Genomic DNA, 16,327 nt, shown 5'->3' with positions numbered 1-16,327 from the left:
TGCAGCGGGCCCGGAACTTCCGTGACGTTGCGCGAGCGGTATTTCCCGGGCTTGAGTCTCCCAAAGGCGCGTCCCCCTGCCCCAGGGCGAACCTTCGGAAGCGGGCCGGTTCGGCCGCGCCACCCGCACGCGCGGAGTGCAGGTCAGGGGGACCCGGAGATCAGGCGAGCATCTTGGCGAGGAACTGGCCGGTGTGGCTGGCGTCGACCTTGGCGACGTCCTCGGGGGTGCCGGTGGCGACGACGGTGCCGCCGCGAGAGCCGCCCTCGGGGCCCATGTCGATGATCCAGTCGGCGGTCTTGACGACGTCCAGGTTGTGCTCGATGACGATCACCGTGTTGCCCTTGTCGACCAGGCCGTTGAGGACGCCGAGGAGCCTGCGGATGTCCTCGAAGTGCAGGCCGGTGGTCGGCTCGTCCAGCACGTAGACGGTGCGGCCGGTCGAGCGCTTCTGCAGCTCGGACGCCAGCTTGACGCGCTGGGCCTCGCCGCCGGACAGGGTGGGGGCGGGCTGGCCGAGCCGGACGTAGCCGAGCCCGACGTCGTTGAGCGTCTTCAGGTGCCGGTGGATCGCCTTGATCGGCTCGAAGAACTCGGTGGCCTGCTCGATCGGCATGTCGAGCACCTCGGAGATCGTCTTGCCCTTGTAGTGGACCTCCAGGGTCTCCCGGTTGTAGCGGGCGCCGTGGCACACCTCGCACGGGACGTAGACGTCCGGCAGGAAGTTCATCTCGATCTTGATGGTGCCGTCGCCGGAGCAGTTCTCGCAGCGGCCGCCCTTGACGTTGAAGGAGAACCGGCCCGGCTGGTAACCGCGGACCTTCGCCTCGGTCGTCTGCGCGAAAAGCTTGCGGATGTGGTCGAACACGCCGGTGTAGGTCGCCGGGTTGGAGCGCGGGGTGCGCCCGATCGGGGACTGGTCGACGTGGACGACCTTGTCGAGCTGGTCGACGCCGTTGACGCGCCGGTGCTTGCCGGGGACGAGCTTGGCCCCGTTCAGCTTCTTGGCCAGCGCGCTGTAGAGGATGTCGTTGACCAGCGTCGACTTGCCCGAGCCGGACACGCCGGTCACGGCGGTGAGGACGCCGAGCGGGAACGACACGTCCACGTCGCGGAGGTTGTTCTGCTGCGCGCCCTTCACGGTGACCTCGCGGCCGCGGGTGCGGGGCCGGCGGATCTGCGGGACGGCGATCTCGCGGCGCCCGTCGAGGTAGGCGCCGGTGATGGAGCGCTCGGACTTCTTCAGCTCGTCGAGGGTGCCGGACACGACGATCTCGCCGCCGTGCTCGCCGGCGCGGGGGCCGATGTCGACGATCCAGTCGGCGGCGGCGATGGTGTCCTCGTCGTGCTCGACGACGATCAGGGTGTTGCCCATGTCGCGCAGCCGGAGCAGCGTCTCCAGCAGCCGGTGGTTGTCGCGCTGGTGGAGGCCGATGGACGGCTCGTCCAGCACGTACAGGACGCCGACCAGCCCGGAGCCGATCTGCGTGGCCAGCCGGATGCGCTGCGCCTCCCCGCCCGCCAGCGTCGCGGACGCCCGGTCGAGGGTGAGGTAGTCGAGGCCGACGTCCAGCAGGAAGCCGAGGCGGGCGTTGATCTCCTTGAGCACGCGTTCGGCGATGTGCCGCTCGCGGTCGTTCAGCTCCAGCGCCAGCAGGAACTTCGCGGCCTCGCCGATCGGCAGCGCGGCGACCTCGGCGATCGACCGGCCGCCCATGGTGACGGCGAGCACGACCGGCTTGAGCCGGGCGCCCTCGCACGTCGGGCAGGGGATTTCGCGCATGTAGCCTTCGAGCTTCTCCCGGCTGAGGTCGCTCTCCGCCTCGGCGTGCCGCCGCTGGATGTAGGGGATCACGCCCTCGTACGCGGTGTAGTACGACCTCGTCCGGCCGTACCGGTTCTTGTAGCGCACGTGGACCTGGGTCTCGTGTCCGTTCAGGATCGCCTTGCGCGCCTTGGCGGGCAGCTTCTCCCACGGGGTGTTGAGGTCGAAGCCCATCGCGTCGCCGAGCGCGGACAGCAGGCGCAGGAAGTAGTCGCTCACGTGCCCGTTGGACCACGGCTGGATCGCGCCCTCGCCGAGCGTCAGCTCCTCGTCGGGGATGAGGAGCTCGGGGTCGACCTCCATGCGCGTCCCGAGGCCGGTGCAGTCCGGGCACGCGCCGTAGGGCGAGTTGAAGGAGAACGACCGCGGTTCCAGCTCCTCGAACGACAGGTCGTCGTAGGGGCAGTAGAGGTGCTCGGAGTACATCCGGGTGCGGTTCTCGTCGTCTTCGGGGACGTCGACGAAGTCGAGGACGATCGTGCCGCCCGCGAGGCCGAGCGCCGTCTCCACCGAGTCGGCGAGCCGCTGCCGCGCCGAGTCCTTCACCGAGAGCCGGTCGACCACGATCGCGATGTCGTGCTTCTCCTGCTTCTTCAGCTTCGGGGGCTCGTCCAGCCGGATCGTCCGGCCGTCCACGATCGCCCGGGAGTAGCCCTTCGACTGCAGCTCGCGGAACAGCTCCAGGTACTCGCCCTTGCGGCCGCGGATCACCGGCGCGAGCACCTGGAACCGGGTGCCCGGCTCCAGTTCCAGTACCCGGTCGACGATCTGCTGCGGCGCCTGGCGGGTGATCGGCCGCCCGCAGCGGGGGCAGTGGGGGTGTCCGATCCGCGCGTACAGGAGGCGCAGGTAGTCGTACACCTCGGTGATCGTCCCGACCGTCGACCGCGGGTTCTTGCTGGTCGACTTCTGGTCGATCGACACCGCCGGGGACAGCCCCTCGATGAAGTCGACGTCGGGCTTGTCCATCTGCCCGAGGAACTGGCGGGCGTACGCCGACAGCGACTCGACGTAGCGGCGCTGGCCCTCCGCGAAGATCGTGTCGAACGCCAGGCTGGACTTGCCCGAACCCGACAGACCGGTGAACACGATCAGGGAGTCCCGCGGGAGGTCGAGCGAGACGTCCTTCAGGTTGTGCTCGCGTGCTCCACGCACGATGAGTCGGTCATGCACGGTGTTGATCCGGTTCCTCTTCTGGGCGCGGCCGTCGGGAGAGACAGGCCGGTCTCAAGGCTAGCCAGGGGGTCCGACAGAATCCCCCGAGTTGATAACGGCGGCGGCCGCCGCCGCATTTCCCGGCGCTCCCCGCCCGTCCCCGGAGAGCCCGGGCGGAACCACCGTACCGTACACGTGTTCGAACGACCCCCGCCACCGGAACACCGCCGGTGGCGAGGGGACGCGCCGTCACCGCACCCGGCGGGAAGTTTCATGATCGCTTGGGTGTTGCGCGGGCGGGGTGGTGCGAGGATGGAGACTCTTTCCGGTGCTGGGAGGCGCGTCATGGACTGGCGAGAAGTGATCGACGAGCTGGATGCCGGCGTGGAGCGCATCGCCGGGACGCTGTCGAAACTCGACGAGCAGGACCTGCGCGGCGCGTCGGCGCTGCCCGGGTGGACCCGGGGCCATGTGGCCACGCACATCGCCAGGAACGCCGACTCCCTGTGGAACCTGCTCGAATGGGCGCGGACGGGCGTGGAGATCCTGCAGTACCCGAGTCTGGCCGCCCGCAACACCGCGCTGGACGAAGGCGCCGGGCGCGACCGGGACGAGCTGGTCGAGGACGTCCGCGCGACCGGGGCGAGGTTCGCCGAGCGGGCGAGGACGCTCCCCGAGGCCGCTTGGAACGCTTCCGTGCGGGCCTTCGGGGGCTGGGAGCACCCCGCGTGGTACACGCTGTACCGCCGCTGGAACGAGGTGGAGGCGCACCACGTCGACCTCGCCGCCGGGTACGGGCCCGCCGACTGGCCTGAGCCCTATGTCCGGTGGGCCCTGACCAGCACGTTGGCGGACATCGCCGCGCTCCCGGACGAGACGCGCGGGGAACTGGCCGGTCTGCGGATCACCGCGACGGACTCCGGGGAGTCCGCCGACCTCGGGTGGACGCCCGGCGGCCCGGAGGCGTCCGGGTCCGGGCGGGCGCTGCTCGCCTGGCTGAGCGGGCGCACGGACGGCTCCGGCGTGAGCATGCGCCCGGACGGCCGGCTGCCGGTGCCGCCGCCGTGGCCGCACCGGCCCGCGGGATTCTGACGCCTCAGTCGGTGTCGTGGCCCGCGAGGCGGTGCAGGGCGTCCACCGAGCGGACGACGATCGCGCTGCGGGCGACGGTCAGTCCGCCGCGGACCGGGTCGGCGGCGAGGATCTGCGCGACCTTGCGGCGGCCCATGCCGGCCCAGCGCCCGAGGTCCTGCTGGGTGAGCGGGATGCGGACCTGCACGCCGCCCACCTCCCCGGCGGTCCCGTCCGCCCCCGCCGGGACCGCGTCCGGCCGTTCCTCCTTGACGGGCGACCCGAAGCGCGACACCAGGCGCAGCAGCCGGCTCGCGAGGCGGCGTTCGGGGTCGTCGGGGAAGTGGGCGACGCGCAGCTCGTTGGAGTCGCGCAGCCGCTCGGCGAGGACGGCGGCGACGGCCCAGGCGGAGCCGGGATGGTCGTCCAGTACGCTCCGGAACCGCGAGGCGGGCAGGACGAGCGCCTCCACGCGGGTCAGCGCCTCGACGTTGGCGTGCCGGACGCCGCCGTCCACCGCCTCCAGTTCCCCGGCGAGGTCGCCCGGGCCGAGGACGTCGAGGATGGCGCTCTCGCCGTCCCGGTCGACCCAGACCTTCACCGCTCCGGTGCGCAGCACGAAGACCTGGGACGCGCGGGTGTGCTCGCGCGTGAGGAAGGCGCCCTGCCTGATCACCACGGGGGTACCGGCTCGGCGCAGCGCCTCGCGGACTCGTTCGGGAAGCGCGTCCCAGAAGGGGGTGGTCTCCATCTCGCCTCCTCCCCCCGGTCCGGGCCCGGGGTCACCCGGTCCAGTGAACGCCGCGCTGCGCCGGTGGACCAGGTCATCGGTCACATGTCGAGAATCCTGTCCGGTTCGAGCCAGCTGTCGAGGGCGCGGACCCGCCGGACGCAGTCGGCCGCCGCGGCCTCGTCGCCCAGCGCGAGGTGGCAGTCCCGCAGCAGTTCCAGGGCGCGCCGCAGGCCGCGGCGGTCGTCCATGTCGCGGCGGATGCCGACCTCGGCGGTGGCGTGCTCGACCGCGCGGGTGTGCTTGCCCAGCAGCCCGCAGGCGCGGGCCATGAAGTGCAGCGCGGACGCCTGCGCGCGGGTGTCGCCGAGTTCGGCGGTGAGGTCGTGGGCGCGCCGCCCGGCCTCCAGGGCGTCGTCGGCGCGGCCGAGGTCGAGGTGGATGGCGGCGAGGTGGACCAGGGCGGTCCCCTCGCCGTGCCGGTCGCCGACCTTGCCGAGGAACTCCAGTGCCTCCAGCTCGCGGGCGAGGGCCTCCTCGGGGCGGCCCGCGCGGCGCAGCACGGCGGCGAGGGTGTCCTTGCCGACACCGAGGCCGTGCCAGTCGCCGCCGGAGCTGCGGATCCGCAGGGCCTGCCGCGCGGCGCGCTCGGCGTCCTCGGGCAGGCCGAGCCGGGAGTAGGTGCGGGCGAGGCTGCCGAGGGTGCCGGCCATGCCGCCCTGCGCGCCGAGCTGATGCCACAGGTCGAGCGCCTCCAGGCCGAGGACGAACGCCTCCTGGTGCCGTTCGAGGCGGCGCATGATCACCGAGAGGTGCTCCAGGTCGTGGGCCTCGCCGTGCTGGTCACCGATCTCGCGGCGGATCTCCAGGGCGCGCAGGAGGTGCTCGCGTGCCTCCCGGAACCGTCCGAGGCGCCAGTGGACGATCCCGAGCTGCGCGAGCGTCTCGGCCTCACCGTGCCTGTCGCTGGTGTCCCGGTGCAGGCGCAGTGCCTGCCCGCAGTAGGTGAAAGCCTCGGCGAACCTGGTGGCGTCGCACATGAGCCTGGCCAGCGTGGTGAGTGTGCGCGCCTCCCCGTGGCGTGCGCCCAGGGAGCGGTATGTGGCCAGAGCCTGCTCGGCGTCCTGCCGTGCCATGTCGCGTAGGCCGAGGGTGGCGTTCATGCGCGCCAGCTCCGTGAGCGCTCGGGCGGCGCCGTGCATGTCGGCGAGTTCCTGCCGGATGGAGAGGGCCTCCAGCGCGTGCGACACCGCCTCATGGACGCTCCCCTGGCGGCGGTGGACCTGGGCGATGGTGAGGAGGGTCTCGGCCATTCCCGGCAGGTCGTCGATGCGGCGCCGGATACCGAGCGCCTGCGCGGCGTGTTCGAGCGCGTTCTCGTACTCGCCGAGGCCCAGGTACGCGCGGGCGAGGGTCTCATGGCCCTTGGCCACCGCCCCGTCGCCGCCTTCGTCTCCCAGCTCCCCGTGGATGCTCAGCGACAGGCGGGCCTGCTCGATCGAGGTCAGGTAGCGGCCCAGCACCACGTGGACGTCGGCGAGGGTGGCGAGGGTGACGGCCTCCCCGTACCGGTCGGGCGGGTCGACGGCCCGGAAGCCGCGCCGCGCGTCCTCCCCGTACCCGATGGCCTGGACGGCGTCGCCCAGCTCGAAGTGCGCCATCGCCAGGTTGTGCAGCATGACGGCCGCCGCCGCCCAGTCCTCCTCGGTGCGGGCCGCGTGCAGCCCCGCCTGGTGGACGGCGATGTTGTCCTCGCTGTAGCGGCGGAAGTCCTGGAAGTCGAAGAGGGCGTCGGCGAGTTCCCAGCACGTCCGGTGCAGGCCGAGCCGGGCCGCCTGGTGGACGGCGGCGACGAGGTTGCGCCGCTCGGCCTCGAACCAGGCGAGCCCGGCCGCGCGGTCGGCCGCCGGCGCCGGCCCCTGCGCTCCGCCCCGCCGTGCTCCGTCCCGCTGCCGCGGGGGCGTCCTGTTGAGGGTCGGGCGGGGCCGTCCCGGAAGAGCCGTGCCGGCGTCGCGGGCGTCGGCGAGGTAGGCGGCCAGAAGCCGCTGCTGCGCCGCCAGCTGCTCCCCGTCGGAGTCCTCCAGCAGCCCTTGTTCCCGCGCGAAGTCGCGCAGGAGGTCGTGCATGCGGTAGCGGTCCGGCGCGACGTCCTGCACCAGGTACGCCTGGCGGAGGCCCTCCAGGCAGTCGCGCGCCTCGTCCACCGTCCGGTTCTGCAGGGCCGCGAGCGCGGTGGGCGTGAAGTCGGGGCCGGCGACGAGCCCGAGCATGCGGAAAGCCTCCCGCTGGTCCCGGCGGAGGCTCCGGTAGGCGACGTCGAACGTCGGGCTCACGGCCGCCCGCAGGCCCGGCCCGGTCCCGGCGTGCACCGCGCCGTCGCCCAGCCCGCCGCCGGTCAGTCCCGGCCCGTACGGCGCGGCGTCCTCGGCGTCGCGGGCGGCGAGTTCCCGGACGGTCGCGGCGATGGACTCGCCGGGGTTCTCGGCCAGCCGCCCGGCCATGACGCCGAGCGCCAGCGGCAGGTGCCCGCACTCGCGGGCCAGCCGCACGACCGCCTTGTGCTCCTCGCGGACGCGGGCGTCCCCGGGGCCGAGGACGTTGGAGATCAGGTCCACCGCCTCCTGCGACGCCATCTCCTGCAGTTCCAGCGTCCGGATGTCGGCGTTCTCGAGCAGCGCGGGCAGCCGCTGCCGGCTCGTCACGATCACCAGCCCGGACGTCGCGGCGGCGAGCAGCGGCCTGACCTGCTCGGGACGCGACGCGTTGTCCAGGATCAGCAGCATCCGCCGGTCGGCCAGCATCGACCGGCACTGCGCCGCGAGCTCCGCCTCGGTGCGCGGGAGCCGGTCGCCGGGCACGCCCGCCGCGCGCAGCACCTGCCCCATCGCCTCCGCCGGGGTGACGGGGCTGCGCCGCGTGCCGCGCAGGTCGGCGAACAGGACGCCGTCGGGGAACCGGTCGACGACCCGGTGCGCCCAGTGCAGCGCCAGCGTCGTCTTGCCGACGCCCGCCATCCCCTGGACGATCACGGCCCGGGGCCACTCGGACTGGCTCACCAGCAGGTCCAGCTTCCCGAGGCTGATCGCGCGGCCGGCGAAGTACGGGTTGTCCGCGGGGAGGCTGACCTGGGGCGGGCCGGCACCGTCCGGGCGCACCGGCTCGGGCGCCGCGATCACGGCGTCCTCCGCCGGCCCGAGGGGCCGCGCCGCCTCCCGGTCGGCGGCGGGCCACTCGTCGCCCCACGGGCTCGCGGCCCGGCGCAGCCGCTCGGTGTCCAGGATGGTGAGCGGGCGGGGCCTGCCGTCGAGGATGCCCCTGGCCCGCCACAGCCGGAACCACCGCACCAGCGTCTCGCGCGAGATGCCGGCCCAGTTCGCCAGTTCCGCCTGGCTGAGCTTCAGCGGGATCCGGGTGCCCTGCCCGGGGGCGGGCTCGCCGAACCGGTGGGCCAGTTCGAGCAGGTGGTACGCGAGCCGCTGCGGATGGTCGGCCGCCCGCACGGCGTGCCGGCGGCCGCCGTAGGTGACGGTCTGGGAGATCGCGTGCATCATCGCCTCGGCGACGTGCGGGCTGGCCGCCAGGAGGCTGCGGAACTTGCGGCGGTCGATGCGCAGCGCCGCGACGTGGTCGAGCGCGGCGACGGTGCCGCGCTGCGGATGGCCCCAGGGGCCGAGGGCGCCGACGAGGTCCCCCGCGCCGAACAGGTCGATGATCGACTCGTCGCCCTCACTGGAGTCGACGAACTCCTTGGCCACCGCGTTGCTCGCCGCGGCGGGGGACGCCTTGAACACCACGTACACCGCCGGCGCGACCGAGCCCTGGTGGCACAGCATCCCGCCGGGCGGGATGTCGGTGCGGCGGCCCATGGCGCGCAGGGCCTGCCGGTCGGACGGTTCGAGCCGCTCCCAGAAGCTGCCCGGGCGCACGCCCATGACGTGCCGGGGGGCCGTCCCGTTCTGCGGGACCTCCTCGATCAACCGATCAGCCTCCCGCCATCGCCGCTGCCAGCGTCCAGAACAGGAAGAGCACCGAGGTCGCCACCGCCCACGCGACCGCCTGCCAGGACAGTTCGCCGCAGCGGTGCGCCGCGGACAGCAGCCGCCGCAGCTCCACGTCGCGGATCCGCTCGTCCAGCGCGGCCGCCGAGCCGAAGGGCGTCCAGGGCACCCCCGGGTCGACCGGCGAGCCGGTGCGGCCGCGCACCTCCGCGAGCACCGAGACCAGGGTCCGGCGCGAGCGGACCGCGTAGCCGGCCGAGACCGCGAACGAGCCGGCCAGCACGGGCAGCAGCGCCAGCGCGGTGAGGCCGGGCGGCCCGGCCGCCAGCCGGGTCGCGGTCCCGGCCAGGACCAGGGCCAGGAACACCGCGGCGATGGCGGAGTCCCGGCCGCACAGCCGGACCAGTGTGCAGGCGTGCCCGAGGAGGTCCTCCGGCTTGTCGCTGTCCGGTCCGGGACGGAATGCGGTAACCAACTCCCTCACCGTCCTCCCGCTCTATTCGATCTTCCAAGGACAATGATGCGCTGGCAATACGGAGATTTCCGTCCGTGAGCGCACGGTTCGGCTGCGTCTGGTGACTCATTCGCGCCGCGCGCCGGGTACGGCGGAGATCCGGGCACCGATGATGGAGGATGGATCTCCGCACCCACCGACGGGAGGACGCATGACCTACACGGGAAACGTCGAGACCGGGGGCCGTCCGGACGTCCGGGAGCTGCCCGGCCTGACGGTCACGAAGGTCTCGGTCGGCCCCTACGACAACAACGCCTACATCCTGCGCTGCACCGCGACCGGCGAGCGGCTGCTCATCGACGCGGCCAACGAGGCGTCCCGGCTGCTGGAGCTGATCGGCGACGGTCCCCTGACCCGCGTCGTCACCACGCACCGCCACCAGGACCACTGGATGGCGCTGAGCGAGGTGGTCCGCGCCACGGGCGCCCCGGTCGCCGCGCACCCCCGCGACGCCGAGGCGCTGCCCGAGCCGGTGGCCGAGCCCGTCGAGCACGGCGACACCGTCCAGGTGGGGCAGGTGACGCTGGAGGTCATTCACCTTCGCGGCCACACGCCCGGCTCGATCGCGCTACTGTACGACGCGGGCGGTGAACTCGCGGACCGCCCGCACCTGTTCACCGGCGACAGCCTGTTCCCCGGCGGCGTCGGCAACACCTGGGGCGACCCGACCCGCTTCAAGCAGCTGCTCGCCGATGTCGAGGAACGGGTTTTCGACCGGCTCCCGGACGCCACCTGGTTCTATCCGGGCCACGGCAAGGATTCGACGCTGGGTCGCGAGCGTCCCGCACTTCCCGAATGGCGCGCCCGCGGCTGGTGATCCTTCGTCCCGGCCGGAACAAGCGGTGCCGAGCGTTCGTTGCTTCAACGCCGACTGCGGGCCGAGACCAGGAGACGACCATCCACGAACCCCACGAGGTGGATCCGGGGCCCTCCCTGCACTACCCGGCGGGCTCACTGGTGCTCGTCGCCGGACTCCCCGGCGCGGGCAAGAGCACCCTGCTGAATCGGCTGTACGGGCTGCACGGTGACGAGACGGCCCCGGTGTGCGCCGGCGACGTCCGCGTGATCGACTCCGGCCAGTCCCGCAACTGGTGGTCGCGGGCGCTGCGCCCGCTGCCCCGCCGGCTGCGCACCCCGCTCGTGCACGCCACGCACGTCTGGCGGATCGGCCGCGCGATCCTCGCCGGCCACGGGGTCGTCGCGCACACCCGCGGCACCTGGCCGCACATCCTGCATCTGTTCGCGTGGATGGCGAACCACCGCGGCCACGACCTGCACCTGATCCTCATCGACGTCGATCCCGGCACCGCCCGCGCGGGCCAGGTCGCCCGGGGCCGCGTCGTCACCCACACGACGTTCTCCCGCCACTGCCGCCGCTGGCGCCCGATCATCGCCCGCGCCCGCGGCGGCGGCCCGCTGCCGCCCGCCGCCGGCGTCACGGTCCTCGACCGCGACGCCGCCGACAAACTCCAGGCCATCCGCTTCACCTGAGCCGGACCTCAGGCGACCTCGATGACCTCGTCGTCCCATTCGATGACGAGCGACACCCTCGCCCCGAGACCCGCCGCATACGCCCGGATGGCCTCCATGTTGTGAATCCTGCCGCGCTCGATCTGGGACACCCGGGCCTGGGAGACGCCCAGCCGCTCGGCGACCTCGGCCTGGGTGAACCCCCGGGCCAGCCGGAGCTCCCGCAGGTGATACCCGACCACGTACGCCTCGGTGGCCCGCCGAGCGACCTCCTTCCGCTCCGCCCACTCCGCATCGCCGATGTCCGGACGGGCCTCGCGCATCTTGGCCTTGGTCTCCCGCCAGCTGACGGCTCCGCCGCTCATCCCTTGTCCTCCATGCGTTCCAGATACTCGCGATAGCGCTCCTCCGCCAGCGGAATCGCCCGGTCGTACCAGCTCCTCCACCGCCCGGCCTTGTCGCCGGCGACGAGCAGCACAGCGGCTCGAACCGGATCGAAGACGAACAGGATTCGCACCTCGCTCGCGCCCGTGGACCCCGGTCTCAACTCCTTGAGGTTGTGGATCCCGCTCCCCCGGATCCGATCGACCATCGGCCGCCCGAGAACGGGCCCGCAGGCGGCGGGGTGGTCGATCGCCTCCTCGACCAGATCCGCGGTATCAGGATCGTTCTTGGCCAGGTCCAGGAGCCACTCATGAACCTCCGGATGCAGGTTGATGTCCCACGCCATGCCGCCGATATAACCGTACGCTTCTACTTGCCCGCATGCAATCCGCGAAAGGATCACCACTCGCAGTGCCGCCGGGTTCACCGGACGCGGTGCCCCGTGGCGATCTCGGCCGTGCCCGGTTTCGGTGGCGGAAGCGGAGCGGCAGGTCAGTGGGAGGTATATAGGGTCGGGGGAAGGTCCAGGCGAAGAGAGGCGGCAGCATGGCGCAGCAGGTACGCGGGGTCGTCGCACCGGGCAGGGGCGAGCCGGTGCGCATCGAGACGATCGTCGTTCCGGACCCCGGGCCCGGGGAGGCGGTCGTGAAGATCCAGGCGTGCGGGGTGTGCCACACCGACCTGCACTACCGCGAGGGCGGGATCAACGACGAGTTCCCGTTCCTGCTCGGCCACGAGGCCGCCGGCGTGGTGGAGCAGGTCGGCGACGGGGTGACCGAGGTCGGACCCGGCGACTTCGTGATCCTGAACTGGCGGGCGGTGTGCGGCCAGTGCCGGGCCTGCCTGCGCGGGCGCCCCTGGTACTGCTTCGACACGCACAACGCGAAGCAGAAGATGACCCTCGCGGACGGCACGGAGCTGTCGCCCGCGCTCGGCATCGGCGCGTTCGCCGACAAGACCCTCGTCGCGGCGGGGCAGTGCACGAAGGTCGACTCCCGGGCCAGGCCGGAGGTGGCGGGCCTGCTGGGCTGCGGCGTGATGGCCGGGCTCGGCGCGGCGATCAACACCGGCGGGGTCGGGCGGGGCGACTCGGTCGCGGTGATCGGCTGCGGCGGTGTCGGCGCTGCGGCGGTGCTGGGGGCGCGGCTGGCGGGCGCGGCGACGATCATCGCGGTGGACCTGGACGAGCGGAAGCTCGCCACGGCGTCCTCGCTGGGCGCGACGCACACCGTCCACGGCGGGGACGAGGACGTCGTCGCGAAGGTGCGGGAGGTGACCGGCGGGTTCGGCGCCGACGTCGTCATCGACGCGGTCGGCCGCCCGGAGACCTACGAGCAGGCGTTCTACGCCCGCGACCTCGCCGGGACGGTCGTGCTGGTGGGGGTGCCGACGCCGGAGATGCGGCTCGAGCTGCCGCTGCTGGACGTGTTCGGCCGCGGCGGGTCGCTGAAGTCGTCCTGGTACGGCGACTGCCTGCCCTCGCGCGACTTCCCGATGCTCATCGACCTCTACCTGCAGGGCCGCCTGGACCTCGACGCCTTCGTGTCCGAGACGATCGAGCTGGACGGCGTCGAGGCGGCGTTCGAGAAGATGCACCGCGGTGACGTGCTGCGCTCGGTGGTGATGCTCTGATGGCCGCGCGGATCGACCACATCGTGACGTCCGGGACGTTCTCCCTGGACGGCGGGACATGGGACGTCGACAACAACGTCTGGATCGTCGGCGACGACAGCGAGGCGATCGTCATCGACGCCGCGCACGACGCCGGCGCGATCGCGGAGGCGGTCGGCGGCCGGCGGCTCGTGGCGATCGTGTCCACGCACGGCCACGACGACCACATCGACGCGGCGCCGGCACTGCGGGCCCGTACCGGCGCGCCCGTGCTGCTGCACCCGGACGACCTGATGCTGTGGAAGCAGAAGCACCCGGACGTGAACCCCGACGGGGACCTGGCGGACGGGCAGGTCATCACCGTCGCCGGCACGGACCTGACCGTCCTGCACACGCCGGGGCACAGCCCCGGAGCCGTGTGCCTGTACGCCCCCGCCCTGGGGACGGTGTTCTCCGGCGACACGCTGTTCAACGGCGGGCCGGGGGCGACCGGGCGGTCGTTCTCCGACTTCCCGACGATCATCACCTCGATCCGGGAGCGGCTCCTCACGCTGCCCGCGGACACCGAGGTCCGGACGGGCCACGGACCCTCCACCACGATCGGCGCCGAGGCGCCGCAGCTGGAGGAGTGGATCGCCCGCGGCCACTGACCCGCCGGCCCGTCCCGCGGGCCCGCGTCAGGCGAGTTCCTCGATGAAGGCGGCCAGCTGGGTCAGGTTCCGGCACTCGTACATGGGGACGAGCTCGCCGTAGCGGGACGCGGCGGAGTCGCCGGTGTCCCACTGGCCGCGCGGCTCGGGGTTGAGCCAGTACGCGTGCCGGGCGCGGTCGACCATGGAGCGCAGGATCGGCAGGGACAGCTCACCGTAGTTCGAGCGGGCGTCGCCGAGGATCAGCAGGGACGTCTTGGACGTGATGGCGTCGCGGTACCGGTCGTCGAAGACCTTGATGGCGTGGCCGTAGTTGGAGCGGCCGGTGATCCAGACGAGGTCGGCCTCGGCGGCCAGCCGCGCCATCGCGTCCGCGACGTCCACGCCCGGCGCGAAGAACCGGGTGATCTCGTCGGTGGCGTCGATGAACGCGAACGCGCGGACCTTGCTGAACTGCTCCCGCAGCGCGAACGTCAGCAGCAGCGTGAAGTGCGCGAACGCCGACACCGAGTCGCTGGCGTCGCACAGCACGACCAGTTCGGGCTTGTGCGGGCGGCGCGGCCGGTGGTGGGTGGTCAGCGGAACTCCCCCGCTGGCGAGGGACGCGCGGACCGTCCGGCGGAAGTCGAGCCGGCCGCGCCTGCCGTGCCGCTGCTTCTGGACGAGCCGGGACGCGAGCTTGCGCGCCAGCGGGTACACCTCGCGGCGCAGCGCGGCCAGCTCGGCGCGGCTCGCGCCGGAGAAGTCGAGGCGTTCCAGCGGCGGGCGGACGGTGATGCGGGCGGTGCGCTCGACGCCGGTGTCCTCGGCGATGCGGCGCCGCACCTCGCCCGCGACGAGGTCCTCGAACCGGGCGATGCGGTCGCGGAACGTCCGGCGGGCGACCCGGTCGGCCATCCCGCCGCGCTCCTGCCCGGTCAGCACCGCGTTGAGCAGGCGGGCCATGAGCGTTTCGGGCGACATGGCGCGCAGGACGCCGAAGGAGAACCACGACTCCTGGCCCGGGGTCCGGCCGTATTCGCCGACGGCCATGCGGGCGAACTGCCGCAGCCCCGCGTCGTCGCCGGACAGGAGGAGTTCGGCCAGCTCGTCGCGGCGCGCCTGGACCTCGGGGTCCAGCGCCGGCGGGACGGGACGCCCGTCGTCGTCCAGCGTCCGGGCGGGGCGGTCCCGCTCGCCGGACCCGGCGCCGTCCCCGACCGCGGCGGGGAACCACAGGTCGAAGAGCGTGTCGAAGGTCGGGCGGTGCTGCGGCCGCTTGACGAGCGTCGCCGCGTAGGCGGCGCGCAGCGACTCGCGGTCGAGGAGGTCGACGGCCTGCATGGCGCGGACCGCGTCCAGGCCCTCGGCCACCGACACCGGGAGCCCGGCCCGGCGCAGCTCCGCGACGAACCCGGTGTGCCGGTCGATGAGGGAGGCCACGCGGATCAGCCCCGCAGGCCCAGTTCCCTGGCGGCGCGCTCCTGGTCGGAGACGTGCTTGAGGACGACGCCGAGGGTGCGGGCCACGGCTGCCTCGTCCAGCTCGTCCAGGCCGAGGGCGAGCAGGGTGCGCGCCCAGTCGACGGTCTCGGCGATCGACGGGGCCTTCTTGATCTCCAGGTCGCGCAGCGTACCGACGGTGCGGACGAGCTGCTCGGCCAGCTCCGCCTCGATGCCGGGGACCTGGGCGAGGACGATGTCGCGTTCCCGCTCGGGCGCCGGGTAGCCGAGGTGCAGGTAGAGGCAGCGGCGCTTGAGCGCCTCCGACAGCTCCCGCGCGGCGTTGGAGGTGATGACCACGAACGGGCGGCGGACGGCGGCGACCGTCCCCAGCTCGGGGATCGTGACCTGGAAGTCCGACAGGACCTCCAGCAGCATGCCCTCCACCTCGACGTCGGCCTTGTCGGCCTCGTCGATCAGCAGGACGGTCGGCTCGGTGCGGCGGATGGCCGCCAGCAGCGGCCGTTCCAGGAGAAACTCCTCGGAGAAGATGTCGTCGTGGGTCTCCTGCCACGCCCGGTCGGAGGGCGCGGCCTGGATCGCGAGGAGCTGCTTCTTGTAGTTGAACTCGTAGAGGGCGCGGGCCTCGTCCAGTCCCTCGTAGCACTGCAGCCGGATCAGCTCCGCCCCGGTGGCGGCGGCGACGGCCTTGGCCAGCTCGGTCTTGCCGACTCCGGCGGGCCCCTCGACGAGCAGCGGCTTGCCGAGCGCCTGCGCGAGGTACACGGTGGTCGCGATCGCCTCGTCCGCGAGGTAGCGGACCTCCCCCAGCCTGCGGTCCACGTCGGCGGGGGACGCGAACGCCCCCGCCCCCGTGTCCGCGGTGCTCGTCTCCAGGGTGCCTGCTTCCCCGATGTCCGTCATCCCCTGCCCCTCGTCGCGGGTGCCTTCTTGGCGGGTGCCTTCTTGTAGGTCTGGTTGGTCCCGGCGAACACGAGCGATCTCCCGTTCTCGGCGAGGGTGACGCCCCAGTAGGACGCGACCTGCGGGTCTCCGCCCTTCCAGGAGAAGCGGTACTTGCCGCCGCCCTCGGGGATGACCGTCCCGGTCCAGAGCCGCTGCTTGCCCTTCACCCACACCCCGGCACCGTCCACCCGGAACTGGAAGAAGTCGTCCGCGGTGCCGATCCACCGTCCGACCAGCGGTTTCATGTCGGACGGCTTGACCACCGGAACCGGCGCGAGCGTCGTGGGCGGGGCCGCCGAGGGCGCGGTCGCGGCGCCTTCCGTACCGCCGTCCGAGCCGCCGCAGCCGGTCAGGGCGAGCGCGACGGCCGCGCAGAAGGCGAGGGCGGTGACTCTCACGAAGACCTCCCGGGCGAGCTGGGGTGAAGCGGCAGTTTACCGGCGGGTCGCTCCCGCTCCGGGCCGGGACCTGCGGGGTAGGGGGCGGTTGGCCCCGCCGGGTGACGCGGGGCGGGAACGCCGCCGCCTATAAC

General features: G+C 72.9%; 14 protein-coding genes. 5 read left to right on the top strand and 9 right to left on the bottom strand.

The features are described from left to right. Positions 1-160 precede the first annotated feature (160 nt). Complete coding sequence (gene uvrA, locus E1289_RS02200) at positions 161-2,998, bottom strand: excinuclease ABC subunit UvrA (protein ID WP_131974703.1); 2,838 nt, start codon at positions 2,996-2,998, stop codon at positions 161-163. A 327-nt stretch (positions 2,999-3,325) separates the two neighbouring features. Between uvrA and E1289_RS02195 the strand changes: the two genes are divergently transcribed. Beyond that, positions 3,326-4,072, top strand: a complete 747-nt coding sequence (locus E1289_RS02195; RefSeq protein ID WP_207928728.1) for a maleylpyruvate isomerase family mycothiol-dependent enzyme — start codon at positions 3,326-3,328, stop codon at positions 4,070-4,072. Positions 4,073-4,076: 4 nt separating this feature from the next. Here the strand turns inward: E1289_RS02195 and E1289_RS02190 are convergent, their stop codons facing one another. The 3 genes from E1289_RS02190 to E1289_RS02180 all read right to left on the bottom strand — a co-directional run bounded on the left by E1289_RS02190 (position 4,077) and on the right by E1289_RS02180 (position 9,263). Next, positions 4,077-4,802, bottom strand: coding sequence for a Crp/Fnr family transcriptional regulator (locus tag E1289_RS02190; protein ID WP_131974699.1), 726 nt, complete (start codon positions 4,800-4,802; stop codon positions 4,077-4,079). A gap of 80 nt (positions 4,803-4,882) precedes the next feature. After that, complete coding sequence (locus tag E1289_RS02185; RefSeq protein WP_131974697.1) at positions 4,883-8,758, bottom strand: tetratricopeptide repeat protein; 3,876 nt, start codon at positions 8,756-8,758, stop codon at positions 4,883-4,885. Positions 8,759-8,762: 4 nt separating this feature from the next. Further along, on the bottom strand, positions 8,763-9,263 hold the full coding sequence (locus E1289_RS02180; RefSeq protein WP_131974695.1) for a hypothetical protein: 501 nt from the start codon (positions 9,261-9,263) through the stop codon (positions 8,763-8,765). Positions 9,264-9,444: 181 nt separating this feature from the next. Here E1289_RS02180 and E1289_RS02175 point away from each other — a divergent pair, with 181 nt between their 5' ends. Both E1289_RS02175 and E1289_RS02170 read left to right on the top strand, forming a co-directional pair. After that, on the top strand, positions 9,445-10,110 hold the full coding sequence (locus E1289_RS02175) for an MBL fold metallo-hydrolase (protein ID WP_131974693.1): 666 nt from the start codon (positions 9,445-9,447) through the stop codon (positions 10,108-10,110). Positions 10,111-10,208: 98 nt separating this feature from the next. Further along, positions 10,209-10,784 carry an AAA family ATPase gene (locus E1289_RS02170; RefSeq protein WP_131974691.1) on the top strand — a complete coding sequence of 192 codons (576 nt, stop codon included), beginning with the start codon at positions 10,209-10,211 and terminating at the stop codon, positions 10,782-10,784. Positions 10,785-10,792: 8 nt separating this feature from the next. Here the strand turns inward: E1289_RS02170 and E1289_RS02165 are convergent, their stop codons facing one another. Together E1289_RS02165 and E1289_RS02160 are read right to left on the bottom strand one after the other, a co-directional pair. Next, positions 10,793-11,128, bottom strand: a complete 336-nt coding sequence (locus E1289_RS02165) for a helix-turn-helix transcriptional regulator (protein ID WP_131974689.1) — start codon at positions 11,126-11,128, stop codon at positions 10,793-10,795. After that, a complete protein-coding gene (locus E1289_RS02160; RefSeq protein ID WP_131974687.1) occupies positions 11,125-11,493 on the bottom strand; it encodes a type II toxin-antitoxin system RelE/ParE family toxin in 369 nt (122 codons plus the stop codon). The genes E1289_RS02165 and E1289_RS02160 overlap by 4 nt, the downstream gene beginning before the upstream one ends. A gap of 200 nt (positions 11,494-11,693) precedes the next feature. Between E1289_RS02160 and E1289_RS02155 the strand changes: the two genes are divergently transcribed. Next, entirely contained in the window at positions 11,694-12,779 is a 1,086-nt protein-coding gene (locus E1289_RS02155) for an S-(hydroxymethyl)mycothiol dehydrogenase (RefSeq protein ID WP_131974685.1), read from the top strand. After that, positions 12,776-13,408 carry an MBL fold metallo-hydrolase gene (locus tag E1289_RS02150; protein ID WP_243712564.1) on the top strand — a complete coding sequence of 211 codons (633 nt, stop codon included), beginning with the start codon at positions 12,776-12,778 and terminating at the stop codon, positions 13,406-13,408. The genes E1289_RS02155 and E1289_RS02150 overlap by 4 nt, the downstream gene beginning before the upstream one ends. A gap of 27 nt (positions 13,409-13,435) precedes the next feature. On the opposite strand, the gene E1289_RS02145 is transcribed toward E1289_RS02150, so the two are convergent. From E1289_RS02145 to E1289_RS02135, 3 genes are read right to left on the bottom strand one after another with little or no spacing between them, the layout of a single operon-like run. Beyond that, on the bottom strand, positions 13,436-14,830 hold the full coding sequence (locus tag E1289_RS02145) for a VWA domain-containing protein (RefSeq protein WP_131974681.1): 1,395 nt from the start codon (positions 14,828-14,830) through the stop codon (positions 13,436-13,438). 5 nt (positions 14,831-14,835) lie between these two features. Then, the gene (locus E1289_RS02140) at positions 14,836-15,753 is read right to left on the bottom strand and encodes a MoxR family ATPase (RefSeq protein ID WP_243712553.1); all 918 of its coding nucleotides are present in this window, start codon (positions 15,751-15,753) and stop codon (positions 14,836-14,838) included. Continuing rightward, complete coding sequence (locus tag E1289_RS02135; protein WP_131974679.1) at positions 15,750-16,193, bottom strand: hypothetical protein; 444 nt, start codon at positions 16,191-16,193, stop codon at positions 15,750-15,752. Before E1289_RS02135 ends, E1289_RS02140 begins: the two co-directional genes overlap by 4 nt. Positions 16,194-16,327: the final 134 nt, after the last annotated feature.

The sequence above is a fragment of the Actinomadura sp. 6K520 genome (assembly GCF_004349245.1).
GTDB lineage: Bacteria > Actinomycetota > Actinomycetes > Streptosporangiales > Streptosporangiaceae > Spirillospora.
This window is presented reverse-complemented; position numbering and strand designations above follow the sequence as displayed.

Excerpts from the sequence above, each read along its gene's own strand:
- E1289_RS02195 (WP_207928728.1), top strand. The coding sequence starts at position 3,326 with ATGGACTGGCGAGAAGTGATCGACGAGCTGGATGCCGGCGTGGAGCGC.
- E1289_RS02190 (WP_131974699.1), bottom strand. The coding sequence starts at position 4,802 with ATGGAGACCACCCCCTTCTGGGACGCGCTTCCCGAACGAGTCCGCGAG.
- E1289_RS02175 (WP_131974693.1), top strand. The coding sequence starts at position 9,445 with ATGACCTACACGGGAAACGTCGAGACCGGGGGCCGTCCGGACGTCCGG.
- E1289_RS02165 (WP_131974689.1), bottom strand. The coding sequence starts at position 11,128 with ATGAGCGGCGGAGCCGTCAGCTGGCGGGAGACCAAGGCCAAGATGCGC.
- E1289_RS02160 (WP_131974687.1), bottom strand. The coding sequence starts at position 11,493 with ATGGCGTGGGACATCAACCTGCATCCGGAGGTTCATGAGTGGCTCCTG.
- E1289_RS02155 (WP_131974685.1), top strand. The coding sequence starts at position 11,694 with ATGGCGCAGCAGGTACGCGGGGTCGTCGCACCGGGCAGGGGCGAGCCG.
- E1289_RS02140 (WP_243712553.1), bottom strand. The coding sequence starts at position 15,753 with ATGACGGACATCGGGGAAGCAGGCACCCTGGAGACGAGCACCGCGGAC.